The organism is Acerihabitans arboris (assembly GCF_010131535.1).
Taxonomy (GTDB): Bacteria; Pseudomonadota; Gammaproteobacteria; order Enterobacterales; family Enterobacteriaceae; genus Acerihabitans; species Acerihabitans arboris.
In genome coordinates this window covers 97145-112001 of sequence record NZ_WUBS01000013.1, presented here as the reverse complement: position 1 = coordinate 112001, position 14857 = coordinate 97145, and the positions used below count along the sequence as shown (strand labels likewise).

Below are 14857 nucleotides of genomic sequence, written 5' to 3'. Positions count from 1 at the left end.
GGCGCCGGCAGGGTTGCCTGTCGTTTGGCGCGCAGAGGAACCTGGCGCGCCATGGCGTTTTACAGTTAGTGTAAAATGGCGCAGCTGTGATCCTGGATTTCCTCGCTGGAGGCCAGATTGCCGCGCAGCCAGTTACGTTCGCCGGCCAGTAGCGCAAAGGTGCCGTCGGCCAGCGGCACCATGGCAAGCGTGTAATGGCCCATGTTATCCGCTGCGTCCGGCACTTCCCGCGCCAGCATCAAAAAAGGGCTCTGCGCCGCCAGTTCGGCGGCGGTAATGCGCTTGGCCAGGTAGGGATGCCCCATCAAAGGCTCGCCCAGGGGATGCCAGGCGTTGTCCAGGGCGGCGGCTTCGCCGTCAAGCTGGCGTCGTACATCGGCTCGCAGGCAGGAGATATGGATATGCAGCTGGTTTTGCGTGCGCCCCGACACGGAATTGATCGCCAGTGACAGCGCGCTGTCCGGGATAGGCGCGCCGCGCTTCTCCGCGAGATAATGCCGTTCCTGCCAGGCGTCATAAAAAAAGTTGGGGGTTTTGGCCTGCAATAGCTGCGGGCTTTCCATCCCGGTCATTTTTTCCGTCGGCATCAGTAAATACTGCAGGGGACCGTTCAGGTCTTTAAATATGACATATCCTCCCGCCAGGTTGACCTCTTTACAAGGGGCCGGCTGTCCCTGCCGTTGCTGGCCGGGCACGCATTTCTGGCTGACAAATCGCCACAGCGCATCGGGGTTTCCGCTGGGCAGGAAGCTGTAATAGGCGCCGGCGCCGATGGCTGCGATGATCAACAGAAGCAATAGGTGATATCGAATACGTCGCAGATTCATTATGTCCTCTTTAACTTCGCGCGGTCACACAAAAAACGGGCCGGGTTCCCCTGGGAGTCCGGCCCGTCCTCATCCAGCCGGGCTGGCAACATCGTTACCCCGCCGGCGCGGCTATTTTAACAGCTACAATGCCTGATGCCGAGTCTCGTGCGTGGCCAGCAGGGCCAATAACGTCAGGGTGGCCATGGAGGCCAGGTAGATGCCGACGTAGAACAGGCCGTAGTTGGCGGTCAGCCAGGTGGCGATATAAGGCGCGACCGAGGCGCCGATAATCGAGGCGACGTTGTAAGAAAACGAGGCGCCGGTATAACGCACTTCAGTGGGGAACAGCTCCGGCAGCAGCGCGCCCATCGGCCCGAAGGTAAGGCCCATCACGGTAAAACCGCACAGCAGGAACGCCATGACCAGCCAGGTATTGCCCGACCCGAGCATGGACGGGAAAACCAGGGCGAACGCAATGATCACCAGGGTCACGACAATCATGGTCCGGCGGCGGCCAAAGCTGTCGGCCAACTGGCCCGATACCGGCACCAGCAGCCCGAAGCCGATGACCCCGACCATCAGCATCAGCAGGAAGTCGTTACGCGAAAACCCGAGGCCAAGCGGTTTAGGCGTGGTGCCGTAAGTCAGCGAATAGACGGTCATGATATAAAACAGCGTATAGGTCGCCACCATGATAAAGGTACCGAGCACGGTGGCCTTCAGATGCTTGCTGAACAGCGTGCCGATGGGAATGCGGACCTGCGCCTTGGCCTGGGCAACCTTGGCGAATACCGGCGTTTCGTGCAACGATACGCGCACGTACAGGCCGATCAGCACCAACACCGCCGACAGGATAAAGGGCACGCGCCAGCCCCAGTTCAGGAACTGCTCGTCGGTAAGCAGCCAGGACAGCAGCAAAAACATGCCGTTGGCAAAAAAGAAGCCAATGGGCGCCCCTAACTGCGGGAACGAGCCATACAGCGCGCGTTTATGCGCCGGCGCGTTTTCCGTGGCCAGCAATGCCGCGCCGCCCCATTCACCGCCCAGCCCCAGGCCCTGGCCAAAACGGGCCAGCGCCAGGAGTATCGGCGCCAGGATGCCGATGGTCTGATAACCCGGCAGCAGGCCGATCAGCACGGTGGAAATACCCATGGTCAGCAGCGACGCCACCAGCGTGACCTTGCGTCCCACCCGGTCGCCAAAATGGCCGAACAACGCCGAGCCGATAGGCCGGGCGACAAACGCGATGGCAAAGGTTGCCAGCGATTGCAGCGTGGCGGCGGTGGGGTCGCCCTGCGGGAAGAAGATGTGCGGGAACACGATCACCGCCGCGGTGGCGTAGATATAGAAGTCGAAAAATTCGATGGCGGTGCCGATTAACGACGCCACAATCACTTTACCCCGGGAGTTTACCGGGACGGATTGCGCATTGGGTTCGATGGCTGGTGCGATGGAGGCTGGCATTTTGTTTCTTATTGATCAAATTCGTAAAAGAAAGGCATCTTAGACACAGAAAAACGCATTTTCAATGGCGTATTTTTGACCAGCCGCCGTCTTTATACACCAAAAAGCAGATTATGTGACGGAGCCGCTTGTTTGTAGTTGTAATACCGTGTTAAGCGGACTCCGGCAGAGTTAAACCCTGCTGCAGGGTTAAATAAAAACGCGCCGCAAGCACTATATGCTGGATTATGGTTGCATTTTTGTTAAAGGCAGCGATAACCACTGCCTCTAGCGCGTTTTATTGAAGTAATACACTACTATGCCGGCGGTAAGCGCCATTAGATAGGGCCGGGCGCTCCCCCGCCGTGGCGCCGCCCGGGTGGGGCGGCGCCCGGCCGCCGATGGTTTTTCAGGCGCGGCATAAGAAACGGCGGACGCCGCGCTCTCCTGGCGGCGGTTTTCAGCGGGCCGGCTTTTACCGCCCGGCGGCGTTGGGCCGTCGACGTCCCGATAGTGCGCCGTGGCGATCCAGGCGGCGCAAAACAGCGTCAGGCGGGCAAAAAAGTAGAAAAACGCCATCAGCCCGATCACTGAGCCAAAAGCGGCGCCCGAGGGAGAGGTCGCCAGCTTCGGCAGCGTCAGGGTCATGATGATTTTAATGATCTCGAAACCCGCCGCCGCCAGCAGCGCCCCGCGAAACATGGCTTTACTGTGCGGTTTATGGCGCGGGATAACCCAGAAAATCCACAAAAACAGCAGATAGTTGGCCAGCACGGAAATGACCAGGGTTACCGCCGTCATTACCGGCCGCAGCCATTCGACGGTATCCAGCCCCAGGGCCTTGACGATGGTTTCCTGCGCGGCGCCGGCGATGGAGGTTAGGGATAGCGTGACGATCAGCGCCAGGATCAGCCCAATCAGGGATATCAGGTCGCGCAGGTATTTAATATAGAATTTTTCCTCGTCCCGGGGATTGCGCTCCCATTCATCACGCAGCTGCGCGCGAATGGCCTCGCGCAGGTTGCCCATCCAGTTCAGCCCGGAATAGAGGGCAATCAGCAGGCCGGTAATGCCCACCGTGGTGCGCTGAGCGATGGCGGTCTTGACCGTGCTTTTCAGCGTATCCGCCATGGTACGGTCGCTGATGCTGTCGGCAATCTTGTTAATCAGGTCGGTAAGGATATCCGGATTGGAGGCCAGGAAAAAACCTACCCCGGCAAAGGAGACCATTAAAATGGGTATCAGCGACAGGAAGGAAAAATAGGTTATCGCGGCGCCGAACTGGCTGCCCATGCGGTCGTTAAAGCGTTCCACCGCGCGGATTATATGCGCCACCGACGGATATGCGCTGACTTTTGCAATAAAACGGCCGGAACGTAATGCGACTTTGTCTATTTTTTTGCTGCCGGTGTGGATATTGCCCAGCAGCGGACTGTCGGCGTGCCGTATGGTCGTTGCTGGTGTTGTTGGTTTTTCGGCCATGATCCCTCTCATAAATATCGCGATATTATTTCCGCATGCGATTTATTATAGATAAGGATGGCTAAAAGCGCGGCGGTAAGGGGTAATCCCGGCGGACCGAAGACGCTCGGTTCGCCGGAGGCGGCGGCCGGGGCCGGTCGGATCAATCCGGCCACAGCCAGGCGGCGCCGCGCACGCCGCTGGAGTCGCCGTGGACCGCCTTGCGCACCGGCGTTTCGCACTCGCCGCCGAACGTCCAGCGCTTAATCAACGGCGGAATGGTGTCATACAGGCGGTCGACGTTGCTCATGCCGCCGCCCAATACCACCACGTCCGGGTCGAGGATATTGATCACCTGGGCCAGCGACTTGGCCAGCCGCAGTTCATAGCGGCTGAGCGCCAGCCCGGCCAGCGCGTCGCCCGCCGCCACCCGCTGCATAATCTCCGCGCCGGTGGACCGCGGCCCGCCGAGACGGGAGTAATCGCCGGTAAAACCGGTGCCGGAAACAAAGGTCTCGATGCAGCCCGGTTTGCCACAGTAGCAGGGGACCTCGCGCGCATGGCGCTGTTCATCCTCATCCTGCCAGGGCAGGGGGTTATGTCCCCACTCGCCGGCGATGCCGTTGCCGCCGGCATGCGCCCGGCCGTTGAACGCCAGCCCCGCGCCGCAGCCGGTGCCGATAATCACCGCAAATACGGTTTGCGCGCCGGCGGCCGCGCCGTCGGTGGCCTCGGACACCGCCAGGCAGTTGGCGTCGTTGGCGATGCGCACCGGCCGCCGCAACAGCGCGGTTAAATCCTTATCTATCGCCTGGCCGTTGAGCCAGACCGAATTGGCGTTCTTTACCCGTTGGGTATACGGCGACAGGGTGCCCGGAATGCCGATGCCCACGCTGCCCTGCCGGCCGGTCGCCTGTTCGGCGGCCTCCACCAGCGACGCGATAGCCCGCAGGGTTTTATCATAGTCGTCGCGCGGCGTGGGGATGCGGTGGCGGAAAATAACCTGCCCGCCCTCTTCCAGCGCCACCACTTCAATTTTTGTTCCACCCAGATCTATCCCGATACGCACTGTTATCCCCTTCTGTTGATTCTTTCCGGCGCGGGGGCCGGAAACGGCACGGCGCCCCGCCGCGTCGTCGTCGCGGCATGAGAGACGTCTCACACATCCACATCCCGAACCATGCTATCGATTTGGCTTAATGTACACTCTATTATCATTCCCGTAACACAGTAAAGGCGGCATATGAAACCCAGCATTCTTGTCGTGGACGACGACCCCGCCATCTGTGAACTGTTAAACGACATGCTCAGCGAGCATGTGTTTACCGTACACGTATGCCACCAGGGCCGGTCGGCGCTGGCGCGGCTCGAGCAATCGCCGGATATCTCCCTGGTGCTGCTGGACCTGATGCTGCCGGATACCAACGGCCTGCTGGTGCTCCAGCAAATCCAACGCCTGCAACCCCATTTGCCGGTGGTGATGCTCACCGGCATGGGATCTGAGTCCGATATTGTCGTCGGGCTGGAGATGGGCGCCGATGATTATATCGTCAAACCCTTTAACCCCCGGGTGGTGATTGCGCGCATCAAGGCGGTACTGCGCCGCGGCGGCGCGCTCGCCATGGAGCGGCCGGTCGCCGGCCGAAAAAATGGCTGGTTATTTAACGGCTGGCGGCTCGATAGCGATAGCTGCACGCTGTTTAATCCCAGCCAGCAGCCGGTAGCCCTGACGCAGGGGGAGTACAGCCTGCTGCTGGCGCTGATTGCCCATGCCCGCAAGGTGTTGACCCGCGATCAACTGCTGGAGCTGACCCACAGCGAAACGCTGGATGTATTCGATCGCACGGTCGATGTGCTGATCATGCGGCTGCGCCGCAAGATCGAAACCAATCCCCACCAGCCGACGCTTATCCGTACCATTCGCCGGCTGGGCTACGTGTTTGCGGCGGACGTCAGCCGCGCCGATACCGCCATCGCCGCCGGCCAGACCGCCTGAGCGGGCCTGGCCGACACCGGCCCGGCGCCGTTATTCCTGGCCAAGCCGGTCCGCGCCGACGGCGCGAAGATAGGGCATCAGGCCGGTATTTGCCCGTAGTCGTTACATAACAGCCAGCGCGGCGCCTCGTCCTCGGTTATCGGGCTGAAACGCGCCTGGCCCTCCAGGAAACGGTTATCGCGCCGATCGTCATTGGTCATCGACACTTCCCCCACCAGCACATCGCCAAAACCTTCCTCGCCCCAGAAACTATGATAGATCCCCGGCGTCAGGCAGATGCTCTCCCCCGGCGCCAGCCGTACCCTGGAGCCGGCGGCGTGGGTTTGCCGGCAGCCGTCGATCACCACCGTTACCGGCGAACCGGCGAGCTGTTCCTGCTCATCGCTGTTGTACATTTCCACCATCAGGTTGCCGCCGCCCCGGTTGATAATGTCCTCACGCTTATGCCAATGGAAATGCAGCGGCGTGATTTGCGACTCCCGGCAATGAATGGCTTTTTCGGCATAACTTTTGGCGTAAGGGCCGCCATCGGGCGAGCCGTTGCGCAGGGTAAACAGCGTCAGGCCGCCATGAGCAAAATCGTTACCGCCGAAATCGGTCACATCCCAGCCCAGGCGCAGATCGAACACCTCTTGCCACTGGCGGCGCTCAAGAGATAACCAGTCCTGGGGGGAAAAACGGGCAAACGGCGGCAGGTGCATACCGTTGCGGGCGAAAAATTGCTGGGTCTGCTGCAGGATACTGTTGACCTGAGAGCGCTTCATACCGCCTCCGCTGTCATCGTGAACGGCCGGCACGATGCCACGCCGTCCGGGGGATGGTTATGGCGGGCCAGCGTGGGAGTGACCACGTTTTCCCGCCCGCTGCCGTGAGGGTTATTTCACCGTCCAGCCCTTATAATCGGCAACATTGTTACGATCGATCATTTTCACCGGGATCAGCACCGGTTCCTTGGGCGCCGGTTTGCCCTGTAAAATGTCGTAGCCGATTTCCACCGCCTTGGCCGCCATGACCTGCGGATCCTGGGCCGGCGTGGCGACAAACAGTGAATTTTCGCGTTTCAGCGCTTCCTCGCCGTCCGGCGAACCGTCGACGCCGACGATAAAGAACTCTTTACGTTGGGCCTGCTTGGCGGCCAGATCGGCGCCGATGGCCGTCGGGTCGTTAATGGCGAATACCGCGTCGATATGCGGGTTCGCCGCCAGCAGCGAGGTCATCACTTCCAATCCGCCCTCGCGGCTGCCCTTGGCATTCTGGTTATAGGACAGCAGCTTGATGTCCGGGTGTGTTTTCAGCTCGTTCATGCAGCCTTCCACCCGGTTTTGCACCGCGGACACCGGCGGTCCGTTGACGATCACCACCTGGCCTTTGCCTTTCAGCTTGTCGGTAATGTATTTGCAGGCCAGTTCCCCGGCCTGGGTATTGTTGGAGGTGATGGTGGCGTTGGCCCCTTCGGCCGCCACGTCAACCGCCACCACCACGATACCGGCGGCCTGGGCGCGTTTCACCGCCGGGCCGATGCCTTTGGAATCCGCCGCGTTAAGGATAATCATATCCACCTTGGCGGCGATAAAATTATCGATCTGTCCCACCTGCTGGCCGAGGTCGTAACCGCTGGAGACCAGCGTGACGTTCACCTTATCCCCTGCCAGCTCGCGGGCTTTCATTTCCGCCCCTTTGGTTATCTGCACAAAAAACGGGTTGGCCAGATCGCCCACCGTCACGCCGATGGACTTCAGTTCCTTGGCCTGCGCCAGTGGGACGACGGCCAGCATGGCCGCCGTCAGCAACGCGGTATAAACAGGATTAAATCGCATGGTTTTTCTCCGGTAAGGGTTATGCCTGATGATGTCGGGTACGGTATTTGTCGATTAGCACCGCTATGATGATCACCGCCCCTTTGATCACCAACTGCCAGAAGTAGGAGACGCCCATCAGCGTCATGCCGTTATTAAGCGTGGCGATGATCAGCGCCCCCACCAGCGTGCCGGTAATGGTGCCGATGCCGCCGACAAAACTGGTGCCGCCGAGGATCACGGCGGCAATGGCATCCAGCTCGTAGCCCATGCCCAGGTTGCCGTTGGCGCTGTAAAGCCTGGAGGCGCTCATCAACCCGCCCAGGCCGGAAAGCAGGCCGCTGGCGGCGTAGACAAACAGCAGCACGAAGCTGACCCTGATGCCGGTCAGGCGCGCCGCCTGCATATTGCCGCCCACCGCGTAGATATGCACCCCAAGCGTGGTGCGCCTGAGGATAAACCAGCACACCGCAATCACCGCCAAGGCAATGATAATCAGCCAGGGCACCGGCCCCAGGTAGGAATTGCCGATCCACTCGAAATTAATATAGGAATTGATCACCGTCGTGCCGTCCGCCAACAGGTAGGCGGCGCCGCGCAGCGCGGTATAGGTGCCGAGGGTGACGATAAACGGCGGCAGGCCGGCGTAGGCCACCAGGATGCCGTTGAACAGCCCCATGCCCAGCCCGGCGAGCAGCGCCAGCGGTATCGACAGGTAGACCAGCGTCGGATGCAGCGAGGCGACCATGGCCACCACCGCCGTCGCGCCGAGCATCGATCCCACCGACAGATCGATGCCGCCGGTCAGGATGATAAAGGTCATCCCGGCCGCCAGGACGATGTTGATCGACGCCTGGCGGGCAATATTCAGCAGGTTGCTGTCGGTAAAAAAATTGGGGGCGACAAAGCCGAAAATCGCCACGATCAGCACCAGGATTGGCAAAATGCCGACGGTTTGCATCAAATCGTTCAGCCAGGGCCGCTTGGCGGTGGCCGGCGTGGCGTCGGGAGTGGCGGAATTGGCGGCCATATCGGCTCCTTACACGGGCGTCGTTGTCAGTTCGACGCCGGTGGCCAGCGTCATGATATTTTCCTGCGAGATCTGGTCGCGGCCGAGCTCGCCGGCCAGCCGGCCTTCACACATGACGTACACGCGGTCGCTCATCCCGACCACCTCCGGCAGCTCGCTGGAGATCATCAAAATAGCCACCCCCTGCTGCGCCAGCAGCCCCATCATGCGGTAGATTTCGCTTTTGGCGCCCACGTCCACGCCACGGGTCGGTTCATCGAGGATCAGGATGCGCGGATGGATGGCGACCCAGCGCGACACCAGCAGCTTTTGTTGGTTGCCGCCGGACAGCCCGCCGGCGCGCACCAGGGCATGAGGCACACGGATATTCAGCGCGCGGATGGCGTCGGTGGAAATGCCCAGCGCCTTACGCCGGTTAAGCATGCCGAAGCGCGCGTCGCGCTCCAGGGTCGGCATTACGATATTTTCATGGGCGGCCATCTCGAGAAACAGCCCCTGCTCCTTGCGGTTCTCGGGTAACAAGCCGATGCCGAGCGTTATGGCGTCGCGCGGCGAGTGGATGGCTACGGGGTTGCCGTCCACCCGCACGCTGCCGCCGGTGGGCTTGTGCACGCCGAACACCAGTTGGGCCAGTTCGGAGCGCCCGGCGCCCACCAGGCCGGCCAGCGCGACGATTTCGCCCGAGCGCACCGTCAGGCTGACGGGCTTGACCTTTTTGCCGTCGGTCAGGCCGTCGAGCTCCAGGCGCACATCGCCGACCGGGATATGGGTATCTTTATTAAACAGATCGCTTAGCGGCCGCCCGACCATCATGCGCACCAGCTCACCGGCGGAGAGGTTGCCGCGCGTCAGGCTGCCGACATACTCGCCGTCGCGCAGCACGCTGACCCGATCGGACAGCTCGTACACTTCGGCCATGCGGTGGCTGATATAAATAATGGCCATGCCTTCCTGGCGCAGCCGTTTTATCAGTTCAAACAACCGCTGCGTTTCCCTGGACGAGAGCGCGGCGGTGGGTTCGTCCATCACCAGGATGCGGCTTTGACGATGCAGTGCGCGGCCGATCTCCACCTGTTGCTGCTCGGCGATGGTCAGCGACATCACCAGATCGGTGGCGCGGAACTGCGCGCCCAGGCGATCGATAACCTGCTGGGCCTCGCGGACCATCTTGCCGCGCCGCACCAGGCCGCCGCGCGCCAGCTCGCTGCCGAGAAAGATGTTTTCCGCCACCGTCAGGTTGGGGGCCAGGTTCATTTCCTGGTAAATCAGCGTAATGCCCGCCGCCAGGGCGTCTTTAGGACCTTTTATCGGCCTGGGCGCGCCGTCGATAATGATCTCGCCGCTGGTGGCGGTATAGGCGCCGGCAAGGATTTTCATCAGCGTGCTTTTCCCCGCGCCGTTTTCTCCCATCAACGCATGGATTTCGCCCAGCCAGACCTTGAGATTGACCGACTTCAGGGCATGGAAATGGCCGAAGCGCTTGCCAATATCGCGCATTTCGAGAATCGGGGTAGCTGTCATCCGGTTGGCGCCTCGGGTCGGTGGTGGTAAGCGCAGTAAAGCAGGGCCAGATAAATGCAAAATGTCAGCGGTCGTTCATGTTTGTCATAATTGGCAATGGCATGGGTTCTATACTGGCGGCCCGCCCGTTGCGGAGCCTTGATATGATGTCGCTGTTCTCCCCAAGACCGATCCTGGCGGGCGCCCGGGGCCGGCTGCTGATGTTTAACCTGCTGGTGGTGGCGGTTACGCTGATGGTCAGCGGGGTGGCGATCGTGGGGTTCCGCCACGCGGGCAATCTGCAGGAACAGATGCAGGCCCATACCCTGGGTGAAATGACCGGCAGCATGGAGCTGGGGCGCGACACCGCCAACGTGGCCATTGCCGCCATCCGGCTGTCGCAGGTGGTGGGCGCGCTGGAATACCAGAGCGAAGCGGCGCAGCTGGCGCAAACGCAGCTGGCGCTGCAATCCTCCCTGCGCCAATTGGCGCGCTCGCCGCTGGCCCGCAGCGAACCGGCGCTGGTGGAGCGCATTACCCGGCGCAGCGGCGCCCTGGAGGCCAGCGTCACCCGCCTGCTTGAGCTGGGGCATCAGCGGCATATGCAGCGTAATCAACTGCTGAGCGAGCTGTATCAGTGCCAAATGTACCTGCGTCAGATCAATACCATCGCCGCGCGTGAACAAACGCTGGCGCCGACGCTCGCGCTCAGGGGGGAAATCGATCGCCTGCTGGACATTGCGATCCACACCACCAGCCCCCGGTCTGCGCTGATCCAGCTGGATCAGGCGATGAGCGGCTGGCCCGGCGCCCAGGACGCCGGCGCTTCGTTGGAACAGGCCGGCGCGCCCGGATCCGCTGTCGCTGCAACGCGGCGGGAGGGCGCCTCTCCGGCCGCTGGCGCAGCTCAACGGGTGAACGCGCCGCCGGCCGCCGGCAGCGTCAGCACCCTGCTTGGCGATAAAATCCGGTTGTTCATGCTTAGCCAGCAAAGCCTTGGCCCCCTTGGGCGGGATCTGTCCGCCAGCGATTTGGCCATTGCGTATTACACCTATCACATCAAGGCGCTGGTCGGTATGCTCAACGGCGATATCAACCTGTATGTGCAAAAGGTGGCGGGGGAGTCGCGCGAACGCATCCGCCAGACCCATAGCGAACTGACGTCGATCATCTATTTTATCGGCCTGTTTGCCCTGTTGTCGCTGGTCATCACCCTATTCGCCGGCTGGTATATCTATCGCAACCTGGGTTCCAACCTGTCGGTTATCGCCGACGCCATGTCCCGTTTGGCCGGCGGCGAACGCCAGGTCAGCGTGCCGGGATTGCAGCGGCGCGACGAACTGGGCGATCTGGCGCGGGCCTTTAACGTTTTTGCCGGCAATACGGCGTCCCTGGAGCAGACGTCGCGTCTGCTGAAGGAAAAAAGCACCCAGCTGGAAAATACCTTTTTGGCCATGCGGGACGGGTTCGCCCTGTTCGATCGGCGCGGCCACCTGGTGGTATGGAACCCGCAGTACCCGCTGCTGCTGGGACTACCGGGCACGCTGCTGTTTCGCGGCCAGCATTACCGGGAGCTGCTGGCCGCTCTGGGCCGCGGCCAGGCGAAAGTGCCCGGTTACCCCGACTGGCGCGAGGTGAGCGTCCATCTGCGCGAGGCACAGCCCCGCGCGCTGGAAATGCACCTGGCGGACGGGCACATCCTCGAGCTGCGTTTCAGTCCGGTGCCGCGCCATGGCATGGTCAACGTGGTGCTGGATCGTTCCGAGCGCAAGGCCCTGGAACAGGCGCTGGTCCATAGCCAGAAAATGAAGGCGGTGGGGCAACTGACCGGCGGCCTGGCGCACGATTTCAATAACCTGCTGGCGGTGATTATCGGCAGCCTTGAGCTGTGCGGTACCGGCGATGGCCGCGACGGCGAGCGCATCGATCGCGCCCTGAAAGCCGCCGGACGCGGCGCCCAGCTGACCCAGCGCCTACTGGCGTTTTCACGCAAACAGGCGCTGCACCCCCGGGCGGTGCCACTGGCGGAACTGGTGGACAACCTCAGTGAACTGCTGCGTCATTCGCTGTCGGTAAACCTGTCCCTGAAGATTGAACCCCAACTGCCCGGCTGGTATGCCTGGATAGATGTCAACCAACTGGAAAACGCCATCATGAACCTGGTGGTTAACGCCCGCGACGCGATGGAGGGGCGCGGCGGCGAGATCGTTATCCGCACCTATAACCAGCGGGTGGTGCGCACCGGCGGCCGCAAACAGGATATGGTCACCCTGGAGGTGAGGGACAGCGGCTGCGGCATGTCCGCCGAAGTGCAATCCCAGGTATTCGAACCTTTCTTCACCACCAAGGCGTTGGGCAACGGCAGCGGCCTGGGGTTATCAATGGTGTACGGCTTTATCCGCCAGTCCGGCGGCCGGGTGCAGATTGAGTCGTCTCCCGGCGCCGGCACGCTGGTGCGCCTGCAATTGCCGCGCGCGCCGGCCATGGCGCCGGGGCCGGCGCCGCTGCCCGGGCCGGGCCCGGCGGGGCGGGAAGATTTACTGGTGCTTATCCTCGACGATCAGGAGGACGTGCGCGAAACCCTGCGCGAACAGCTGCATCAGCTGGGATACCTGACGCTCGCCACCGGCGACAGCGCCGAGGCCCTGATGTTGATTGAACGTACCCCGGATATCGATGTGCTGATAAGCGATCTGATGCTGCCGGGCGACCACAGCGGCGCCGATGTTATCCGCCTGGCCCGTCTGGAGAATCCGGCGCTGGCTACCCTGCTGGTCAGCGGCCAGGACATGCGCCAGGACGGCGGCGGGTTGCCCGATGCCGTCACGCTGCTGCGTAAGCCTTTTACCCTTGCGCAATTGGCCCAGGCGCTGCGGCGGGCCCGCGGCGCGAAGATAAGGCAGGATGCTTGATTCCTTCATAAGGCGGGGCGGGATGCTTTGCTTTTTTTCTCGATAATTTTTTTGTCAGTTGAAAGGTGGTCTGATTTGGCTCCTATTAAATAGATTTAATCCTTATTGATGTTTAGGACGATAATATAGGTGAATTACGTAAATCTGTTAATTATTGTTGGAATAAAAAAGTAAGAGCCATTTATGTTATTTTTTCGTCATAATAAACATTTTCTCCATAATTACTTATCATTTATTTTATTTCAGAACATGCTGTCGATTGCTTTTTTAATATGATTATTCGCCCATATTATTAATGAGATAATCCTAAATTTTGGCAAGGATCACAATTCTTTTGCTTAAGTTCGGGTTAGTTTATTATTTACCGCAAGACATTGAGAATAAATATGACAAACTCACCAGATACTAAATTGTCTCTCTGGTCACTTACGGCTTTAGTGGTAGGTTCGATGATCGGTGCCGGTATATTTTCCCTGCCGGCGACCTTTGGCCGCGCCACCGGGGGATTCGGCGCCATGATAGCCTGGGCTATCGCGGGTGGGGGCATGCTGACGCTGGCTTTGGTATTCCAGACGCTGGCCCAGCGTAAACCCGATCTTGATTCCGGGGTATTTATTTATGCCAAAGAGGGATTCGGCGATTATTTGGGTTTTGCCTCCGCCCTGGGATTTTGGGCGGGCACCTGTATCGGCAACGTTTCTTATTATGTCCTGATCAAGTCCACGCTCGGCGCTTTTTTTCCGATATTTGGCAACGGCAATACCGTGCCGGCGGTATTGGCGGCCTCGGTTATGCTATGGGGATTTCATATCCTGCTGCTACGCGGGGTAAAAGGCGCGACATCAATAAATACCCTTGTCACCTTTGCCAAAGTCATTCCCATATTCTGCTTTGTTATTGTCTTGATATTCGCCTTCAAAGGCGACTTTTTCGCCGCCAGCTTCTGGGGTACCCCCGATCTGGCGCAGAGCGGCGACATATCCCGGCTCAACGATTATGGCTATGCCGGCCGCGCCGCCCTGGCGGTGACGCCGGTGGCAGAACCCGAATCGCTGTTCTCCCAGGTGCGCAGCACCATGCTGGTAACCGTATTCGTATTCCTGGGCATTGAGGGCGCCAGCGTTTACTCCCGTTATGCCAGGCGGCGCAGCCATATCGGCGTTGCCACGGTGATGGGATTTATCGGCGTGTTGTGCCTGATGATCCTGGTAACCATGCTGTCCTACGGCATACTGTTGCGTCCGGATCTCGCCGCCTTGCGCCAGCCGTCGATGGCCGGGGTGCTCGAAGCGGTGGTCGGGCGCTGGGGGACGGTATTTATCAGCGCGGGGCTGATTATCTCGGTTCTGGGCGCGTACCTTTCGTGGTCGCTGCTGGCGGCGGAAGTGCTGTTCTCCGCCGCGAAAAGCCAAAGCATGCCCGGGGTTTTCGCCACGAAAAACAGCCGGGGGGTGCCTTCCGCGGCCGTATGGTTAACCAATGTCACCATCCAGGTGTTCTTAATCCTGACGCTGTTCAGCGATTACGCCTTCCAGCTGGCGCTTGAATTCACCGGCTCGTTAACGCTTATCCCTTATTTATTGGTGGGCGCCTATGCCTTAAAGCTGGCCTGGACCGGCGAGACATATGAAACCGATTGGCGAGGGCATAAAAAAGACCTGGCGTTTGCCGCCATTGCCACCTTTTACGCGTTGCTGATGATTTATGCCGGCGGATTGAAGTACCTGCTGCTCTCCGCCATTATTTACGGCCCCGGCACCGTGCTGTTTATTCTGGCAAAACGCGAGCAGAAGGCGGAATTATTCACCGCGACGGAAAGGATACTGTTTATTGCCGTGATGATTGCGGCCATCGCGGCGCTCTGGAGTCTCGCTACCGGTGTAATCACTATCTAAATGACAGGAGCCAAT

At 60.4% G+C, this 14857-nt stretch carries 11 protein-coding genes; 3 read left to right on the top strand and 8 right to left on the bottom strand.

Annotated features, from left to right (window positions below; translation table 11 throughout):
* Window positions 1-65: 65 nt before the first annotated feature.
* From GRH90_RS17950 to mak, 4 genes are all read right to left on the bottom strand, one after another.
* Complete coding sequence (locus GRH90_RS17950; RefSeq protein WP_178113223.1) at window positions 66-821, bottom strand: CDP-diacylglycerol diphosphatase; 756 nt, start codon at window positions 819-821, stop codon at window positions 66-68.
* 129 nt (window positions 822-950) lie between these two features.
* Window positions 951-2273, bottom strand: coding sequence for an MFS transporter (locus GRH90_RS17945; protein WP_162367332.1), 1323 nt, complete (start codon window positions 2271-2273; stop codon window positions 951-953).
* A gap of 267 nt (window positions 2274-2540) precedes the next feature.
* Window positions 2541-3734, bottom strand: a complete 1194-nt coding sequence (gene yhjD / locus GRH90_RS17940; protein ID WP_162367331.1) for an inner membrane protein YhjD — start codon at window positions 3732-3734, stop codon at window positions 2541-2543.
* 142 nt (window positions 3735-3876) lie between these two features.
* Window positions 3877-4782, bottom strand: coding sequence for a fructokinase (mak, locus tag GRH90_RS17935; protein WP_162367330.1), 906 nt, complete (start codon window positions 4780-4782; stop codon window positions 3877-3879).
* 174 nt (window positions 4783-4956) lie between these two features.
* Here mak and GRH90_RS17930 point away from each other — a divergent pair, with 174 nt between their 5' ends.
* On the top strand, window positions 4957-5709 hold the full coding sequence (locus GRH90_RS17930; RefSeq protein WP_162367329.1) for a response regulator transcription factor: 753 nt from the start codon (window positions 4957-4959) through the stop codon (window positions 5707-5709).
* 77 nt (window positions 5710-5786) lie between these two features.
* Here GRH90_RS17930 and GRH90_RS17925 read toward each other — a convergent pair whose 3' ends face one another.
* The 4 genes from GRH90_RS17925 to GRH90_RS17910 form a co-directional block, all read right to left on the bottom strand.
* Window positions 5787-6473, bottom strand: coding sequence for a D-lyxose/D-mannose isomerase (locus tag GRH90_RS17925; RefSeq protein ID WP_162367328.1), 687 nt, complete (start codon window positions 6471-6473; stop codon window positions 5787-5789).
* Between the two features lie 111 nt (window positions 6474-6584).
* A complete protein-coding gene (locus GRH90_RS17920; RefSeq protein ID WP_162367327.1) occupies window positions 6585-7526 on the bottom strand; it encodes an ABC transporter substrate-binding protein in 942 nt (313 codons plus the stop codon).
* Between the two features lie 19 nt (window positions 7527-7545).
* Complete coding sequence (locus tag GRH90_RS17915; RefSeq protein ID WP_162367326.1) at window positions 7546-8535, bottom strand: ABC transporter permease subunit; 990 nt, start codon at window positions 8533-8535, stop codon at window positions 7546-7548.
* Window positions 8536-8544: 9 nt separating this feature from the next.
* Window positions 8545-10056 (bottom strand): sugar ABC transporter ATP-binding protein, encoded by a 1512-nt coding sequence (locus GRH90_RS17910; RefSeq protein ID WP_162367325.1) that lies wholly within the window; start codon window positions 10054-10056, stop codon window positions 8545-8547.
* A 143-nt stretch (window positions 10057-10199) separates the two neighbouring features.
* On the opposite strand from GRH90_RS17910, the gene GRH90_RS17900 reads away from it, so the two are divergent.
* Together GRH90_RS17900 and GRH90_RS17895 are read left to right on the top strand one after the other, a co-directional pair.
* Window positions 10200-12947: an ATP-binding protein gene (locus tag GRH90_RS17900; protein ID WP_376766090.1), complete on the top strand. Its 2748-nt coding sequence runs from the start codon at window positions 10200-10202 to the stop codon at window positions 12945-12947.
* 386 nt (window positions 12948-13333) lie between these two features.
* On the top strand, window positions 13334-14842 hold the full coding sequence (locus tag GRH90_RS17895; protein ID WP_162367324.1) for an amino acid permease: 1509 nt from the start codon (window positions 13334-13336) through the stop codon (window positions 14840-14842).
* Window positions 14843-14857: the final 15 nt, after the last annotated feature.